The organism is Bacillus sp. ES1-5, assembly GCF_022487605.1.
Lineage (GTDB): Bacteria > Bacillota > Bacilli > Bacillales > Bacillaceae_G > Bacillus_A > Bacillus_A wiedmannii.
This window is the reverse complement of the sequence record NZ_JAKVPU010000001.1, coordinates 390,560-407,757: the sequence shown is the minus strand read 5'-3', so window position 1 is coordinate 407,757 and position 17,198 is coordinate 390,560. Positions and strand designations below refer to the sequence as shown.

Genomic DNA, 17,198 nt, shown 5'->3' with positions numbered 1-17,198 from the left:
AAGTTATATTATAATAGCTATATAAATTGTGATTGGAGTGTTATTGGATGCAAACAAAAAAAGCTTTTCTATATGTATTTAATACAATGTCGGATTGGGAATATGGATATTTAATTGCTGAACTAAACTCAGGAAGATATTTCAAAAAAGATTTAGCACCTTTAAAAGTAATTACAGTAGGAGCTAATAAAGAAATGATTACTACTTTTGGAGGACTGAGCATAAAACCAGATATTTCCCTTGATGAATGTACTCTTGAGAGTAAAGATCTTTTAGTTTTACCAGGAGGGACTACTTGGAGTGAAGAAATTCATCAACCTATCTTGGAAAGAATTGGCCAAGCTTTAAAGCTTGGTACTATTGTTGCTGCAATTTGTGGTGCAACTGAGGGCCTCGCGAATATGGGATACTTAGATACTAGAAAGCATACAAGTAATAACTTAGAATATACTAAAATGGTATGTCCTAACTATAAAGGAGAAAAGTTTTATGAGTTGGGATCTGCGGTATCTGATGCGAATTTAGTTACTGCATCAGGAATAGCTCCTCTGGAATTTGCAATGGAGGTACTGAAAAAAATAGATGTATTTACACCAGATACATTACATTCATGGTATAATCTAAATAAGACTCATAAACCTGAATACTTCTTCCAGTTAATGAATTCAATAAATAAATGAAGTAACTGAAAAGCTCAATTTCTCTATTTTGATTTGTAGAGAAGTTGGGCTTTTTAATTTGGAATTTCCTTATCGTTGTAAATCCGCATTTTCCTGACGCTACCCATTTATCAACTTATCCGTAAATATCAAGAGAAATTACTTCTTGATTCGATTCGTCAACTACTAGCACAATTTTATTTGCAAATGTACAAAATGAGCGGAGTGTAATGGATATTTTCGTTCTTCAATTGCAATTAACCAATCATACATAATTATCTTTCCGTCCATAGTAACTTTTTTCGAACGTATCGATCAATCAATACACCAACTAAAGGGCCGAATAAAACAATTGGCAATACATTAATAGCAAATAAAGAATTCATAATTACAGATGAACCGGTTAATTGACAGGCAATCCAAGGCAATGCAAAAGTATATAGTGAATCCCCAATTCGTGAAATGAGTAAACCAAAAATAAAAACTCTGTATTCTTTAGAGAAAGTTGTCTTATTGGTAAGCTTGCGTTCTAGTATAAATTTCACAACTGTTTGAACCACCTTTATTATAGAGGAATTTGAAAATCATCCGTCCAATACTTGTTATATATAGAATTCTGTAATTTTTAGATGAATCCTACTTTTTAGAGGTATTTTAAAATCTAAAGGAGGAAATAAAAATGAAGGCAGTATTATGAAAAAGATTTAAGTGCGAACAGGAGGAGGAGAAAATTCATTAACAAAGTATAGACATTCGTGGAAAGAAATAGTATCTGAGTATATAGCGCAAAACCTACTTGATGCTGCGTGTTAGATTGAAGATAATTTAAATACATAATAAAATTATAGTAAACTATTTTGTTCAAAGGTCGTTAGGAGGGAAAATATTGATACATATAGATAAGAATGTGCGAACAGCTGGTGCGTATGTAATATATAAGAATTTATTTGTTTTTCAAGTTGGTCCAACGAATAAAGGTGATACATTAGGTGTAGTAAGGCTCGGAGGACATAAAGAAGGGGATGAAACAGCAGTAGAAACTGCTAAAAGAGAGGTGAAAGAAGAAGCTGCTATCGATATTACCATTTTGAGTTCACCAAGTACATATTATAAAGAGAATTGGAAGGCACAATCAAAGAAAGTAAAAGTAGAAAATGAAATCAATCCAATATTAATTATTGATAGCCCAGATGAAACTTTATCTATTATGTATATGGTACATTCAGAAAATGAACCAACTCCATGCTCTGAAACGAACGGGTTATTATTGCTTTCAGTAAGTGATATTAGGCTTGTTTGTAGTAAGGAAATAACACTAAACGATTATATTAAACAAGGTGGAATGGCTATACTGAAAGAAAAAATGAATAAAGAGTTAATCTTACAACCTTTTCCGCAACTTATGTTTTTAGCGGAACTTTTAAAAGAGGATCCTGTATTGCTTCAGCAGTTTCTAAATTAGTAACAAAAGCCACCTTAATAAGTGGCTTTTGTTTTACATAATTTAATGGTAAGTGTATCCTCCATCAGGAAACAATACATTACCTGTAGAAAAACTATTTTGCATTAAATATAGTACAGTATGCGCAATTTCATCATTATGCCCAGCTCGCTGTACAAGAGAAAGAGATTTATAAGTTTCATAAGCAGCTAGTCTATTTTCATTTTGTTCATTCTCTCTTTGTATCGTTCCGGGAGAAACAACATTAACTCTAATTGGAGCTAGCTCAACAGCTAAAGCTTTCCCTAAACTTTCAATAGCGCCATTACATGCTCCGTAAGCAGGCGCTCCTTTAAGTGGTCTTTGACTAAATGCACCGGACATTAATACGATAGATCCAGAGTTTACAAGAAAAGGAATTGCATATTTTACGGCATAATATTGTGGCCAAAACTTTCCGATAAAGCTACTTTCGGCAATATCATCTGTAGTGGTTATTGGTCCGAGTGTGTAAGAAGCTCCTGGTGTGAACAAATGATTAAAATCCCCAATGTTCTTGAAAAACGCTTGTAATTGGTTTTTATCTTGGTTATCCAATACATAAGTCTGAAGATGATTGTTATTAATTACTTCTTGAGCAATCATTAATTTTTCTTTGGATTTTCCTGCAATAATAACATGTGCGCCTTGTTCAATTGCTTGTTGTGCTGTTGCAAACCCAATACCAGAACTCCCACCAATGATAACGATACGGCTACCTTTTAATGTAGTAATAGACATATTTAAGCCACTCCTTTAATAAAAACGTTAAAATAAAGTTGTTATGCCTTTATTATTCGCTAAAAGATAGCAAGTGAAAAGTACGCACTTTTTATGTACATAGTCGCATATTTCGTACTAATCACTATTCATGCGGATATGCAATGTGAAAAAAGATTTGTGATGTCAGAGGAGAGGTGTGAAGAATGGATTTACAAGAACCGAAGTTAAAAGGAGTAATAGCAACATTACAAATAATCGGTGGGAAATGGAAACCACTCATTTTGTTTATATTATTAACAGATGGAACAAAACGGTTTGGTGAAATAAAGCGATTAATACCAGATATATCTCAAGGGACGTTAGCAAAGCAATTGCGGGAATTAGAGCAAGATCAACTAATAGAACGAGAAATTTATCAAGAAATACCACCTAAAGTGGAATATAGTTTATCTGAGCATGGAAAAACAGTAAGTACTGTGTTAGATAGCATGTGTGGTTGGGGAAGAAGACATTTAGAATATATTAATGAAGATGAACTATAAATATATTATGTAAACTGAAATGTATAAAGCTACTATTTCGATAATTTGTATTTTATAATATACTGAATTAAATGATGTTATCGTACATATATCTTTTAATTGTGGTGGGGTGAATTTATGTATAGCTCGAAGTAAGTAGTTGTTTGGGATTGAGAAATGCGTACTTGATATAAAAGGAGATTTACGAATATATAAACTATGAGTCTATTTCGGGGATGATCAGGATTAAACATTTTATGCATATTAACAAAGGGGAAATAATAAAATGAACGAATTAGAGTACAAAAACTTTTATGATAAAGTAGGAAGATTAAATGGATGGGATTTTAGTAAAATAAAATGTGAAACTGTAGGAGATTCATGGGACTTTTATAGAGAGGTAAAAGAAAGATGCAAACCATCACATATTTTACTAGATGTTGGTACAGGTGGAGGAGAAAATGTACTTAACATAGCATCTTCAGTTAAATTATTAGTTGGAATAGATAATTCTAACGGAATGATTGAAAAAGCACATTCCAATTTGAGAAAATCAGATGTACAAAATGTTGAGTTTCTTCAAATGGATTCTGAAGCTTTAACGTTTCCACATGCGCATTTTGATATCGCTTCTAGTTGTCACGCACCGTTTATAGCATCCGAATTAGCAAAAGTAATGAAAAAAGGTGCTTTGTTTTTAACACAACAAGTTAGCGAACATGATAAATTGAACCTGAAAGAGGCATTTGGAAGAGGACAATGTTTAGGCGAAAGAGATGGGACTTTAAAAGAAAAGTATATGGGTGAACTTATTAATGCAGGATTTGAACTCGTGCAAGTACGTGAATATGATGTTACTGATTATTACAGTACGTCTGAAAATCTTATTTTCTTGTTAAAACATACACCCATTATTCCTAGATTTGGGGAAGAGGAAGAGGATTTTACTATTTTACAAAAGTTCATTGATGCAAATACTTCTGAAAAAGGGATTCGTACGAATTCAAAAAGGTTTATGATTATTGCTGTTAAATTATAATATGTTATAGATTAAAAGTTGCTTTTCTTTCAAAAAAGCAGCTTTTTGTGTGGAAAAGAAGGTTATACAAGATGGTCTTCATTACTAGAGATTGGAGTTAAGGGCCTTGGTATAGAAATAAATAATAAAGTATGTTGGCATGCGAGAGGTACAACAACGATTAATATTGTAAGAGGTATGCATAAGGACGAAACATTGGGATTATCCGAAAGTTATAGTAGAAGAAATAAGAAAACATCGGTAAAGTTAAATGTAAATCCAAAAGGTTGATTTTTGTAATATATAAAAATCAACCTTTTGGAGCGTATGTAATATAGAAATAACGTATAGAGTAAGTAAGATTTTTGCTTACAGTTTTATTTTTTAGCAGGTGTATTTCCCATCGCGATAGAAACTCTATTCCAACTATTAATTTGATTAATAATCAAGACAAGGTCAATATATTGTTTTTCATCATAATGTTCACATACTCGTTTGTATAGGGAATTAGGAACTCTTTTAGTAGGAATTAATGTAATATGTTCAGCTAGTTCAATAGCGACCTTTTCTTCTGCTGTATAAAAAGTACATTCATCCCAAGTACTTAAGCAATAAATCCTTTGTTCAGTTTCTCCCATTTTTCGCGCATCAGATGTATGTAAATCTAAGCAGTAAGCACAGCCATTGATCTGAGAAACTCTAATTTTAATAAGTTCTCTAATCGTGCGATTAATCGTAGATTGCTTTGTGTACTTTTCCATGTCCATCATAATTTTCATAGCATCAGGTGCAGCTTCATAGTAGGAAATTCTTTGAGTCACAATACAACACTCCTTTTAGTTTAAGATATATGGCATTAGCCGAAAATGTTAACTTAACTGTTCTAATACAAAAGTATTAGAACAGTTAATTAAAGTTTCAATCTTCAGGTGGATTTTTCCTGTTAGTTTTTGAAATACAATACTAATAGATATAATGAATTTGGAGGTTAATTATAATGATTACACATATATCAGATATAAAACTACAAACGGTTTCCATAGAAGGGGTAAAACAAGTTTATAAGGACATATTATCTTTTCCAATAAAAAAAGAAACAGCATCATTTATTCAATTTGAAGTCACACCGTATACAACAATTAGTTTTCAAGAAGTATATGAACCAATTGCACCTGCGCATTTCGCTTTTGAGATTCCATATTCAAAATTTCATAAAACAGCAAAATGGCTTGAAAAGTCTGGGTTACTTATAGTGAAATGGAAAGATGGAAATACAATTGGTGAAGAGAATGGCCTATTCAATTTATATTTTAAAGACGGTGATGGAAATCTACTCGAAATTATCGCACATGGTTATGTTAAAGAAGATGTATTAGTACCGCATTCCCCTTTAAACATTTTATATGTAAGGGAAATCGGACTTCCCGTTAAAAGTGTGCCTGTATTTACAGAATGGTTGAAATCAAATCTAAATATGAAAACGATGGAAGATGGGGATATTTTCAACTTTGTTATAGGTGGCACAGTATATATTGTTGCAACTTGGTGGCAGCGGCCTTGGATCCCAATTGCGATGAAAGCTTTACCACCAAAAGTACACGTAACATTCGGAACAACAGATCAAGCATTTTTACAGCAAATCCAAATTAACTTTAAGAAAAATAGTGTCCCATTTCAATCTAAATATAATGAAGTATCATTTATTGAGCAGGGGTATGCATTTTCAATTGTGTATACACCACATTTTCCTTCCGATATTCCTAGTAAATTAAACTTACCGCTTTCTATTTAAGGATGGAAAGTAGTAAGTTTTTATATATTCATGGAGAAGGGTTTCAGTATAATTACACTGAATTTATAGAGGCGTATACTAGTAGCTAAAATGCTGTTGTTTAACTAAATTTCCTTGTAGTTAAACAACAGCGTTTTTAAACATTAATATAGGTATATTTAGTTTCGATTTTCATCCTATAAAGGTTCATTATCCGTACTTGTTCTTCAGTTAATTCTTCTTTATCCCAATACATATGCATTAAGCTATATTCAAAAATTTCCTTTAATTTAATAAACGATGGAAACTTGTCTATCATCTCTTTAGGTAGTTCATTTTCCTCTTGATACCCGGCAAATAGTGCTTTTGTAATAGAATGTTCATAGTCTGCTATATTCCCATTTCCAGCAAATGAATATTCTATCGCACTATAAATAGGAACGGCTAAATCAAATATATAAAAATGTTTTTCACAGTCTTGAAAATCAATCATTGTTAAGTTTGAATTGTTTTCAACTAAAATGTTTTCTAACCATAAATCACCGTGAATTAAGCCGTAATTTGAAGTGGATTTTTGTAGCTTTTTTATAGAAGTTAAAACGTCAGATGCAATTTCTCTTATAGTAGTTTCTTCTTTAGGGATATACTTAAGAAAATTATATTCTTCATTTTCATACCAATCGTTTATATGTTTAACCGGTTTAGTCTGTTCAAAGCTTTTGGAAATACGATGTAATTTTCCAATTTGTTTACCAAGCTTTCTAAATATATTAGAATTCCATTCGTACCTTGGTAAATGTATGCCAGGCGCAGCTTTATATAATACAGCAAAAATCTCCTTGTCTAATGTTAACTTTTCTACAAAATTTCCTTGTAAAGAAGGGATTATTGGTGGAACACCTAAGCCATTTTGATATAAAAAATTCGTATATGTAACTTCTTCTAATTGTTCTGCATATGTTTTGTAGTTTGTAATTCTAATGAAGTATGTACCTAGTTCTGTAAGACATTGATACATTTCATTCGTTATAGGTTTAATGTTAATAAAATTTAATGGATATCGTTCATTTATTAATTGGAGTATTTCTTTTTCTAGCTCGTTCATTGTAACGTCCTTTCCGAACTTATATTTTTTATTTGAGAACTAAAAGATTCGTAATTTACAACATTCGTGTTTTATTTTTGATTTCCTTTAAAATGAAGCATGAAGTAATGAATGGCTCATTTTATAAAACACAAAAAATATCAAAAGAAAGAAACGAACCTCTTTTATACTTATAAATAAGGAGTGAAGGAAATGAATGAACATATACAGCAGATGATTGATTGGATTGAGAGCAATTTAAAAGAAGGATTTTCATTAAATGAATTATCGCGTTATATGGGTTATTCTCCGTATTACTGTTCTTTTAGATTTCACCAAGTAACAGGCATTAGTATTAGGCGCTATATTCTTTTAAGAAGACTGTATCAATCTACGGAGGATTTGAAGAATGATAGAAAGATAATAGATATTGCATTAGATTATGATTATTCTTCGCAAGAGGCTTATAGTAGGGCTTTCAAAAATGTTTTTGGAATGAATCCAAGAGAATACCAACTTAACAACATGCCTATTCAATCATTTGTTAAACTCAATATAAATAAAGAAGGGGAGTTTAAAATGAATATTTCTAGAAAATTTGAGGTTGAGCAGTTACGTAGCAATAATAATGAGTTGTTTGATAAAGATGTATTAAACATATTGAATGGTCAAATGATGTATGAAGAATTTAAAACGGAGAAGTTAATGGGTGAGTCTGATTATGCCCCATTTAACGAAGCGATGTGTGTAAACACGGCTACTATACAAGTTTTTAATGAAGAGTTTATTAAAACAAGAGCAGAAGGACATAATAGTTCAGTAGAAAGTTATACAAAAAAAGTTATAGATCCGTTAGAAAATCTTTTTACGAAAAAGTATAAATGCATTGTTTTATGGTTTGGTGAAGATATGTTCTGCCAAATGAACTTACTAACCATACTTTCATACTTAGAACAATCTTGTTATGAAGGGAAGGTATACTTAAATAGCTTCCGAGAAGATGAATTTAAAGTAAGTCAACTTGAACTAGAATTAGGAAATTATTCTTCTATATACGATGAAGTAGTAGTGAATCATAAAAAAACATCCTATAAAGTACCACCTGTAATGTATCAAGCTATAGACTTATATTTAAATATGTTAAAAGAAGATAGTATCGTAGTGAAATTTATCTCTAAAAATAAAGATTTATCAACTCGAGAATTATTAACAAAGTTGTTTCAGCTTTTTCCAACAATCGGATATGGTGATTCTCAGTACATAGAACTAATAAATAAAATAAAGAAGGAAGCTGAACCTAAAATATAGGAACAGCTTCTTTCTTACAATTGTTCAAGTAACGCTAATTCGTCCTCTACAAATAACATTAGTTCTTTAATTGTTTCGCCAGAAAAATCAAAATGAATTCCAGCTACTTCATATACTTCCGTTAAAGGTCTAGAGCTACCTAATGATAAAGCCTTTTTATAATTTTCTATTGCTTGTTTAGGATTCTCTTTATATTGTTTATACATTTGCAACGCACCAAGTTGTGCGATAGCATATTCGATGTAATAGAATGGTATTTCGAATATGTGTAGTACAGGTAACCAACCAGTTGCAATCCAATTTTCATACCCTTCAATATTTACGACGTTCGATTGGTAAGTGTTATGTAATTCTAAATACTTTGCATTTCTTTCTTTAGCAGTATGATTAGGATTCTCATACATCCAATGTTGGAATTGATCAACGATAAGCATTTGTGGTAAATACTTAACAATATCTTTAAAGAAATCTAATTTTGCTTTTATAAATTCTTCTGTATTCTCATAAAATGTATCCCAATACTCCATCGAAAATAATTCCATCGTCATGCTAGCGAGTTCTGCTGATTCTGAAGGGATTTCTAAATATTTTTGAAGTTCTAACTGCTTCATACATTCATTATGAATACTATGGCCCATTTCATGGAGGAAAGTAGTAACATCATAATGTGTATGATTGAGATTCATGAAAATGAAAGATAATTGAGAAGCGGGTAAATATTCGCAAAAACCTCCTGGTCCTTTTCCTTTACGACTTTCTAAATCTAAGCAATTATTTTTACGCATACGGTCCAGTAATGTAGAAAATTCAGGATCTAGTTTGTGTAAAATATGAGAACTTTTTTCGATTAATTCACTCGCGTTTTCGATAGGTTTTAATGCTTTCTGATTTGGTGCGGTTGCTTTTAGATCCCATGGACGAAGACTATCTACTTGAAGTTCAGATGTTTTCTCATTAAATATTTTATCGATAAGTGGTACTACGTATTTACGAATAGATTCAGCAAGCTCATAGCAATCTTCAGGTGTATAATCAAATCGTTCATGTTTTTTAAACATATAATCACGATAATTATGTAATTGAATGTTTTGCGCCTTTTGGTGACGGATTACGATTAATTCATTTAATATATGTTGTAATGTATCTTCAACAGATAAGAATGTTTCAGAAATGAGCGTTTTTGCTTTTTTTCGTATATGACGATCTGGATCTTGTAAGTAAGACTGTAGTTCAGTAATTGTTTTTTCTTCACCGTCCCATTGTGCAGTTAAACCACCTGTAATTTCGAAGTACTCGGTTACTAGTTTGTCTTCGTTTACTTCTAAATCAATGTTCTTTTCACAAAATAATGTTTGCGCATTCATTATTTTTTTATCTAGTAAGCTATACGTTTTTGGATCAAGTTCCATTCGAAAAGGGGACTCTAAATATTTATTATCAAATGAATTTTGATAACGTTTCAAAAGAGGCCAGACAAATTGTTGGTCATATTCAAAAGTATCTTTTATTTTTTTATTATCTGTACTACATTGAAAGGCGATATAGTGCGATGTTAATTGTTCTTCAATTTCCCAAATGAATGTAGATTGTTTTTTTAACCAGTTTTCGAGTTCTAGTTTTGAAGAAATCACTTCATTTTCTAAAGTAGAAAGAGTGTTTTCTAATTCTAGAACGTTACTAATATCAATCGTATTTAAGCGCTGCATGAAATATCCCTCACTTTTTATTTATTCATGGAGATATTCTATTTATTAATTGTAATTTCCTTGTTAAGAGAAGGAAATGTGAAATAATGTTAAAGTTTAAAGTAATAGAACGGATGTATTTCTGTTTGCTTAAGAATGGGGAATCTTTTTAAGTCCTTGCATAAGGGAGTGAAATAATGTATAAGTATTTACATATTTTTAACGATATAGAAAACATGATTCAACATGGAGTGATAAAAGAAGGAAAGAAATTACCGTCTATACGATCGCTTGTTACGCAATATGAATGTAATAAGGCGACAGTTATACGGGCACTACATGAATTAGAAAAGCGTCATATTATTTATTCCGTCCCTCAAAGTGGATACTACGTTGTTCGAAAATCAGGGGAGGTTGTAGAAAATGAAGAGATAATTGATTTTGCTTCCTCAGCACCAGATCCAGATGTTTTTCCATATTTAGATTTTCAACATTGTATTAATAAAGCTATTGATACATATAAAAATGACTTGTTTGTGTATGGGACGCCAAAAGGTTTACCGTCTTTAATTCCGGTTATTCAAAAACAACTGGCAAACTATCAAGTTTTCACTAAAGAAGAAAATATTTTTATAACGTCAGGTGTGCAGCAAGCTCTTGCGATATTAACTTCTATACCATTTCCGAATGAAAATGAAACGATATTAATTGAACAACCAACATATCATCTATATATTGAATATCTAGAAATAAACAAAGTTCCTGTAATCGGTATTAAACGTACGAATGAAGGTATTGACTTAAATGAATTGGAGCGTATTTTTCGAACAGAAAAAATAAAATTCTTTTATACAATACCAAGATATCATCATCCGCTCGGAACTTCTTACTCTAAAGATGAGAAAGAAAAAATCGTATTATTGGCTAAGAAATATAATGTATTTATAGTGGAAGATGATTATTTAGCAGATTTAGAAACGGATTCAAAAGCTGATCCGTTATATAGCTTGAATCATGGTAATCATGTCATATATTTGAAAAGTTATTCGAAGATTATTTTTCCAGGTTTACGAGTTGGTGTAGCCATTATTCCACCGGTTATCGCGAAGCATTTCCATACATATAAAAAAATTTTAGATATCGATAGTCCGATGATATCCCAAGCTGCTTTAGAAATTTATATAAAGAGTGGCATGTTTGAACGTCATAAAAATAAAATTAAATCTTCCTATCACGATAGATCTAAAAAACTAGCAGAAACATTAGAAAGAATGCATAATGAAAACCCGCTTATATTTACATATACAAAGCAAAATGCAATTGGAATCCACACTTGTTTAGAATTACATAAAACGAGTATTTCAGAAATGTTTTTACAAAGACTAGGTGAAATGCAAATAAGTATTGATACAATTGATAAAAACTATGTGAGGGGTTTTCCGAAAGAAAGACTATTAAAGTTAAACGTATCGAATGTAAAGGAAGCAAGGATTGAAGAAGGAATTCGTAAAATAATTGAGGAAATCAAACAAGCGGAACGTCTAAGTTTTCAATTTAAAAAAGAATAAAATGAATAAGGAGGTTTGTTGTGAGACGCAAAATAATTCTCTTGTTTGTGTGTATCGCTATAATAATTGGAGCTATAGTTGTGATTAAATTTTATAAAAAAGATGTTCAATGCATTGCAGTTGGTAAGTATTCAAGAGGTATTATCGTAGATCAAAATAACGAACCTATATCTAATGTGAAAATTCATGAAGATTCTATTGAAAGTAAGGAACGCAGCATTTCAAATGCACAAGGTGAATTTGAAATACCACATGGAGTTTGTGGTGAGATTGTATTACAATTTGTTACTCCAGATGGTGCAACCTATACGAGGAAATATGATAGCAAGCATATACCGGAAGTGATAGAACTGAGTTATAAAAAGTAAGGGAAATTACATGAAATCATTACAAGGAATAAGTCTAAAATTAATATTTTTTAGAGCACTCAATAGCTGAGTGCTCTTTTTATTTAGGACATAAGAAATTTAAATGGAAATAAACTACCAATAAATGATAACTTTAAAGTGTAGCGTTTATTTTGAATAGGAGGGTGATGGAGTCTATGGCAGTACGTTTAGTCGATGATTTACAACAATTATCGTTGTTACTAATGTTTTTAAGTACATTTATATTTTACAGATATTTAAAAAAGGTAAGACGAGAGAGGAAATTGACTGGTTTTGAATGGACAATGTATTTTGTCACTCAATTTGCGACAGTAATTTGGACAATTACTTATTTTATTAAACTCTTAGCTGAATCGTAATTTCTATTCATTCAATCTAGTTTACTGTTATCTATTAGGGATATAAATATAGTCCGTATCTAAATCAATGACAACATCGCTCGTGATGTCTTCTTGTAGTAATTTTGGGATTTTTTCATAATGATACTGTACACAAAATAAGCTTAGAAGATCTTCATTAGATATCTCTTCATTCTTTACATGTAAATACAGTGTTCTTAATTCGTTTAGAGAACAGTTACGGCCAATAACATACTCATTTATTCTATATCCATCAAATTCAATTATCATATTATCACTGTTGGGTGCTAGCCAACTTTATAGCTTAAATTTTAGATGAATCTATTATACATTGTTTTAATTTTAGTGAGAATATATTTTTATAAAATGAGAGGGTTATAAATGGAACAAAATAAATTAGTTTTAGAGGGACCAAAACGGCTTAAGTGGGAAACGCTCGAAATTAAGTCTATACAGGATGATGAAATTATCGTTAAAACAATCGCAGGTGCAATAAGTATTGGAGCAGAGTTACCACAGTATAAAGAATCGGATGATACAGATACAAATCCTATTTATCCAAGAAAAACTGGATATGAAAGTTATGGTGAAGTTATTCAAGTTGGTAATAAAGTAACAAAATTAAAAGTAGGCGATAAAGTAGTTTCTTTTTATGGGCATGAAACGGTAGGAATAGTTAAGGGAGATAAAGTAATTCGAGTGCCTAGTTATATAAAATCTAAAGTTGCTTTATTATCTATTCTTTCGTGTGATGCTGCTAAAGGGGTATTGAAGCTAGACCCGCGACGGGATGAAAAAGTACTCATTACTGGAATGGGAGTGATTGGTTTACTCGCTTGTTATTTTTTAAAATACTATGTAGGTGTTGAGCATGTGGATGTTGTTGAGCCTAATAAAAATAGAAGAGAATTTGCAAAGAAGTTTGGTGCGAAAAACCTCTTTGATTCGGAAGAGAAACTTATAGATACGTATAATTACGGTTTGGAATGTTCTGCTACAAATAGAGGGTTTCACACATTGCAAAAGGCTATTAAAAGTAATGGGGCTATATGTATTCTTTCTGATGGTAATATAGAAGACTTAACATTAATCGCCGACTTTTATCGAAAAGAATTGCAAATCATTGGTTAAAGTGACGGATATGATTATCAAAAACATGCAGATTTGTTTTTTAATCAAATAGAACAGACGCCATGGATAGAAGAGATTTTTCAACATGAAATTTACCATACTGCTCTTGAAAAATGTTTTGAGGAATTAAGTGAGCGGATAATTACTCCTTTAAAAGTATTTGTCTCATATGAATAAAATGACCACGTACTTGTCACGTAGCTCACATATATTTGGTCACTAATATGATAACAAAACGAGGAGTAGCATGTACTGGGATTTTTATTAGGTACAAAGGGTTGCGTAAACAGAGAAGGATTGTTGCTCTTTCATTATGTACAAATAGTATATTATCTTTCTCAATGTACATATTAAGTAAAGTGTTCAATATCATGTACATAAAAGGCGGGGTAATATGGATGAAAATAAGAAAAATGAAGAATTGAGTAAATTTAAGAAACAATGGTTTAATGAAGATAATCAACCAGTAGCTGGTATAGAGTTAGCTTTACCGCCTGATATAGGCAGCATGTTAGACTCCAAATCAGTTGATGATAAAAGTGGAGAGAGTAATAATGAATAAGTTTAATCTATGCATCCATGTGGGTGCTTTTTATTTTTTTGACAATGGAAGATGGATCATCAAACCCTTATTGAAAAAAGATTGATCAAAATAGATTCTTTTTCAGTATATGTAAGTTTGATTTTTACAAAAAAGTTTAATTAAAATGCATTTAGAATGCTATATGAAATGGGAATGCTAGTAACATTCACCATTAAAGGATTGGGCAATTATGAATATGATTTGGGAAAGTATTATTTTAATTCTTACTGGAATGATTGCATTAAAAATGACAGGTAGTAATTCTGTTAGCCAAATGACGAGAGCTGAAATAATTATAGTAGTTTCAATTGGACGTATTATTGTAGAGCCTGTATTAAGTAGGAAAGTAGTCCCATCTATATTTGCAGCTGTAATATTTGCAAGCATACTTCTTATCATTCATTTTTTTGAATTGAAATCAAAGAAGGTGGAGCAATTCCTAAATGGCAGTAGCATTGTAATTGTTGAAAATGGAGAAATTGTAAAAGAGAATTTGATGAAAGCGAAAATGTCGGAACAACAACTATATATGCAATTAAGAGAAAAAGGAATTCATGATTTAATGAGTTTACAGCAAGTTACGGCCGAACCGAATGGCCGTATTGGCTACCGATTAATACAGCAAGCGCAACCGATAACTTTAGAAATGCTAGAAAAAATATTAGGTCAGCAAAAAATAAAAAAATAATTTCTCTTTAGATAAGCTAATACTACACGGAAGTATTGGCTTTTTTATATTTTCTCTAAACGTAATGGTTAATATTTAGAATAGATATTCAGCCAATCTTTAAATTAGATATAGGCTTATTAATATGCTATATTCAATGGACCTATAGTGACTGTGGGGGAAAAAAGCAGCGTTAAAATTAATAGGTCTTTCATGTGATGCTATACATGAGATAAGAATAAGGAGATAGAAATATAATGGAATTTTGGGAATCAAGCTTTATTGAGAAACAAACGATGTGGGGATTTGAGCCTACAGAATCTGCAATTTTGACAAAGGATTTTTTTCTAGAAAAGAACGTTAAGGACATATTAGTTCCTGGTATTGGATACGGAAGAAACGCAAAGGTGTTTATCGAAAATAGTATAAATGTAACAGGTATTGAAATTTCAAAAACGGCTATTGATTTAGCGGAGCAAAACGGACTAGAAGATGTTAGTATGTATCACGGTTCGGTAAACGAAATGCCTTTTGATAATAAACTTTATGATGGGATATTTAGTCATGCACTTCTTCATTTATTGAATGAGCAGGAAAGAGAGAAATTTATTAAAGCTTGTTATAATCAGTTAAAACCAGGTGGATATATGGTTTTAACAACTGTTTCTAAAAAAGCTCCAATGTATGGAAAAGGAAAACAGTTGGATAAAGATTATTATGAGGTAATGGAAGGCGTAAAAATGTTCTTCTATGATTCTGAATCTGTAAAACAAGATTTTAATAAATGTGGGCTAGTACAAGTTTCAGAAATTGATGAACCAAATAAGATTATGGAAAATAAACCTTCAATTAATTTCTTAATGATAAAATGTAAGAAAGAACTATAAATAAAAGTTATTAACAATTACTAAAGATGTTTATATATTGATTATGCACAAATAAAAAGGACAAGCATATAATAGAAATACCTATTAACTTTAAGTAACCTTAACTTTCTTTAATAGGATATCTCAAAATCCCCAAAAAGAGCACTTGCGGAAACAAGTGCTCTTTTATTTTTTGTTTCATAAATATTTAAAGTTACAAATTTCATACAAAAAATGAATCTGAGAGAAAGAGTCACATTTTTATTATACGATTATTTCTGAACGACAAACGTAATAGCATTTGTTTTTAATTGAATTTCTCTTTCGTTTCGGACTATATTATAAGCTAATTCTTTTATTTCAATTTTTATTTCTTGCCATTCCTTATAAATGCTTTTTAATAGATATATCATATGTTCAGTAGGAAGGTTAATTTCAATTAAAGCATCTAATTTTTCGTTCGTATGTAAGTCAATTTCTTGTATGTTCGAGTTAATAATTAAACAATTGATACCACCAGTCTTTGTACCTTTTTTCATAGAATGGAGCACGTTTTTTAAATCTTCTTCTGATTGAACATGCTCTAAACTTGATACTGCAACGATATAATCAAAAGTATCAGGTTGGATGTAGTAGTTTTCAGTTGCTGCTTTTTCTGTTTTTATAACTTCAAAAACATCATGTTCTTTACTATAAATTTGTAATTTTGTTAAAGCGGAATCCAGTAAGTCCACACAAGTAACAGTGCCGTTATTATTTTTTATTATTTGTGCAATTGGAATGCTATTTCTTCCAACGCCAGTGCCTAGATCAAGTACTTGTAAGTTATTTTGTCCTTCAAAGTACTCCATTAAGTCCATAACTGTTTTAACCGGTTTGTAAAGCCAAGAGCCAGTTTCAAATAGTTTGTATTGTTCATAGCAAAGGTCATGATATTTCTTTTCTTCTTGTCTTATGTATTTAATACGATTCATTGTGTTTCAACTCCAATACTTTCATTCTAACGAGGTCCTTTAGCTAAACTTGCTAAAGCATCTAAAACTAATTCTATATTACTGATCAAGATTTTCACCTCGCTTTATAAGATATTTATATAATTCGATAAGAATATAGGTAAACCTGTTAGCCAGAGATATTAAGATTTTTACTGTGGAAAACTGATTTTATTAAGTGATTAAAAAAATGTATAAACATGGAGAGGAAAATGCATATGATGTTTTATGAAATTGTTTGCTTTTCTTGTAAAAATATATTTCGTGTTTACGAAGGTAGTGAAAAATATAAACGATTTAAAGAGAAAACGAAGGGGACATATTGTTGTGATGAATGTAGCCATAAAATTCAATTAGAAGCGATAAAGCATTTATTTAGATAGCTTTTATGCCC

The 17,198-nt window shown here is 30.9% G+C and carries 19 protein-coding genes and 3 pseudogenes; 15 read left to right on the top strand and 7 right to left on the bottom strand.

Annotation, left to right across the window (positions count from 1 at the left end; genetic code table 11):
* Positions 1–47 precede the first annotated feature (47 nt).
* Positions 48–680 carry a type 1 glutamine amidotransferase family protein gene (locus tag MKO96_RS02255; protein WP_240586529.1) on the top strand — a complete coding sequence of 211 codons (633 nt, stop codon included), beginning with the start codon at positions 48–50 and terminating at the stop codon, positions 678–680.
* A gap of 266 nt (positions 681–946) precedes the next feature.
* Here the strand turns inward: MKO96_RS02255 and MKO96_RS02250 are convergent.
* Positions 947–1,204, bottom strand: a pseudogene (locus MKO96_RS02250) (MFS transporter); the annotation flags it as partial.
* 341 nt (positions 1,205–1,545) lie between these two features.
* Between MKO96_RS02250 and MKO96_RS02245 the strand changes: the two are divergent.
* Positions 1,546–2,121, top strand: a complete 576-nt coding sequence (locus tag MKO96_RS02245) for an NUDIX hydrolase (protein WP_240586528.1) — start codon at positions 1,546–1,548, stop codon at positions 2,119–2,121.
* Between the two features lie 42 nt (positions 2,122–2,163).
* Here the strand turns inward: MKO96_RS02245 and MKO96_RS02240 are convergent, their stop codons facing one another.
* The gene (locus tag MKO96_RS02240) at positions 2,164–2,880 is read right to left on the bottom strand and encodes an SDR family oxidoreductase (protein ID WP_240586527.1); all 717 of its coding nucleotides are present in this window, start codon (positions 2,878–2,880) and stop codon (positions 2,164–2,166) included.
* 185 nt (positions 2,881–3,065) lie between these two features.
* On the opposite strand from MKO96_RS02240, the gene MKO96_RS02235 reads away from it, so the two are divergent.
* From MKO96_RS02235 to MKO96_RS02225, 3 genes and pseudogenes are all read left to right on the top strand, one after another.
* Positions 3,066–3,404 carry a winged helix-turn-helix transcriptional regulator gene (locus MKO96_RS02235; protein WP_240586526.1) on the top strand — a complete coding sequence of 113 codons (339 nt, stop codon included), beginning with the start codon at positions 3,066–3,068 and terminating at the stop codon, positions 3,402–3,404.
* A 265-nt stretch (positions 3,405–3,669) separates the two neighbouring features.
* Positions 3,670–4,422: a class I SAM-dependent methyltransferase gene (locus MKO96_RS02230; protein ID WP_240586525.1), complete on the top strand. Its 753-nt coding sequence runs from the start codon at positions 3,670–3,672 to the stop codon at positions 4,420–4,422.
* Between the two features lie 42 nt (positions 4,423–4,464).
* Positions 4,465–4,632, top strand: a pseudogene (locus MKO96_RS02225) (alpha/beta hydrolase); the annotation flags it as partial.
* Between the two features lie 146 nt (positions 4,633–4,778).
* On the opposite strand, the gene MKO96_RS02220 reads toward MKO96_RS02225, so the two are convergent.
* A complete protein-coding gene (locus tag MKO96_RS02220; protein ID WP_240586524.1) occupies positions 4,779–5,222 on the bottom strand; it encodes a carboxymuconolactone decarboxylase family protein in 444 nt (147 codons plus the stop codon).
* A 176-nt stretch (positions 5,223–5,398) separates the two neighbouring features.
* On the opposite strand from MKO96_RS02220, the gene MKO96_RS02215 reads away from it, so the two are divergent.
* Positions 5,399–6,193 carry a VOC family protein gene (locus MKO96_RS02215; protein ID WP_240586523.1) on the top strand — a complete coding sequence of 265 codons (795 nt, stop codon included), beginning with the start codon at positions 5,399–5,401 and terminating at the stop codon, positions 6,191–6,193.
* 136 nt (positions 6,194–6,329) lie between these two features.
* Here MKO96_RS02215 and MKO96_RS02210 read toward each other — a convergent pair whose 3' ends face one another.
* A complete protein-coding gene (locus MKO96_RS02210; protein ID WP_240586522.1) occupies positions 6,330–7,277 on the bottom strand; it encodes a phosphotransferase enzyme family protein in 948 nt (315 codons plus the stop codon).
* Positions 7,278–7,469: 192 nt separating this feature from the next.
* Between MKO96_RS02210 and MKO96_RS02205 the strand changes: the two genes are divergently transcribed.
* Positions 7,470–8,564, top strand: a complete 1,095-nt coding sequence (locus tag MKO96_RS02205) for a helix-turn-helix domain-containing protein (protein ID WP_240586521.1) — start codon at positions 7,470–7,472, stop codon at positions 8,562–8,564.
* Between the two features lie 14 nt (positions 8,565–8,578).
* Here MKO96_RS02205 and MKO96_RS02200 read toward each other — a convergent pair whose 3' ends face one another.
* On the bottom strand, positions 8,579–10,270 hold the full coding sequence (locus MKO96_RS02200) for a M3 family oligoendopeptidase (protein WP_240586520.1): 1,692 nt from the start codon (positions 10,268–10,270) through the stop codon (positions 8,579–8,581).
* 176 nt (positions 10,271–10,446) lie between these two features.
* Here MKO96_RS02200 and MKO96_RS02195 point away from each other — a divergent pair, with 176 nt between their 5' ends.
* The 3 genes from MKO96_RS02195 to MKO96_RS02185 all read left to right on the top strand — a co-directional run bounded on the left by MKO96_RS02195 (position 10,447) and on the right by MKO96_RS02185 (position 12,565).
* Entirely contained in the window at positions 10,447–11,817 is a 1,371-nt protein-coding gene (locus tag MKO96_RS02195) for an aminotransferase-like domain-containing protein (protein WP_240586519.1), read from the top strand.
* A 20-nt stretch (positions 11,818–11,837) separates the two neighbouring features.
* Positions 11,838–12,185: a peptidase associated/transthyretin-like domain-containing protein gene (locus MKO96_RS02190; protein WP_240586518.1), complete on the top strand. Its 348-nt coding sequence runs from the start codon at positions 11,838–11,840 to the stop codon at positions 12,183–12,185.
* A gap of 176 nt (positions 12,186–12,361) precedes the next feature.
* Positions 12,362–12,565 carry a hypothetical protein gene (locus tag MKO96_RS02185; RefSeq protein ID WP_048560994.1) on the top strand — a complete coding sequence of 68 codons (204 nt, stop codon included), beginning with the start codon at positions 12,362–12,364 and terminating at the stop codon, positions 12,563–12,565.
* Between the two features lie 27 nt (positions 12,566–12,592).
* Here the strand turns inward: MKO96_RS02185 and MKO96_RS02180 are convergent, their stop codons facing one another.
* Positions 12,593–12,835 (bottom strand): hypothetical protein, encoded by a 243-nt coding sequence (locus MKO96_RS02180; RefSeq protein WP_240586517.1) that lies wholly within the window; start codon positions 12,833–12,835, stop codon positions 12,593–12,595.
* Positions 12,836–12,946: 111 nt separating this feature from the next.
* Between MKO96_RS02180 and MKO96_RS02175 the strand changes: the two are divergent.
* The 4 genes and pseudogenes from MKO96_RS02175 (at position 12,947) to MKO96_RS02160 (ending at position 15,833) form a co-directional block, all read left to right on the top strand.
* Positions 12,947–13,873, top strand: a pseudogene (locus tag MKO96_RS02175) (zinc-dependent alcohol dehydrogenase).
* A 217-nt stretch (positions 13,874–14,090) separates the two neighbouring features.
* Entirely contained in the window at positions 14,091–14,258 is a 168-nt protein-coding gene (locus MKO96_RS02170; protein WP_048560991.1) for a hypothetical protein, read from the top strand.
* Positions 14,259–14,469: 211 nt separating this feature from the next.
* Complete coding sequence (locus tag MKO96_RS02165) at positions 14,470–14,967, top strand: DUF421 domain-containing protein (protein WP_076537826.1); 498 nt, start codon at positions 14,470–14,472, stop codon at positions 14,965–14,967.
* Between the two features lie 236 nt (positions 14,968–15,203).
* Complete coding sequence (locus MKO96_RS02160; protein WP_240586516.1) at positions 15,204–15,833, top strand: class I SAM-dependent methyltransferase; 630 nt, start codon at positions 15,204–15,206, stop codon at positions 15,831–15,833.
* A 251-nt stretch (positions 15,834–16,084) separates the two neighbouring features.
* On the opposite strand, the gene MKO96_RS02155 is transcribed toward MKO96_RS02160, so the two are convergent.
* Positions 16,085–16,786, bottom strand: coding sequence for a class I SAM-dependent methyltransferase (locus MKO96_RS02155; protein WP_240586515.1), 702 nt, complete (start codon positions 16,784–16,786; stop codon positions 16,085–16,087).
* Positions 16,787–17,016: 230 nt separating this feature from the next.
* Here MKO96_RS02155 and MKO96_RS02150 point away from each other — a divergent pair, with 230 nt between their 5' ends.
* Complete coding sequence (locus MKO96_RS02150; RefSeq protein WP_016134570.1) at positions 17,017–17,187, top strand: DUF2197 domain-containing protein; 171 nt, start codon at positions 17,017–17,019, stop codon at positions 17,185–17,187.
* The last annotated feature ends 11 nt before the right edge of the window (positions 17,188–17,198 follow it).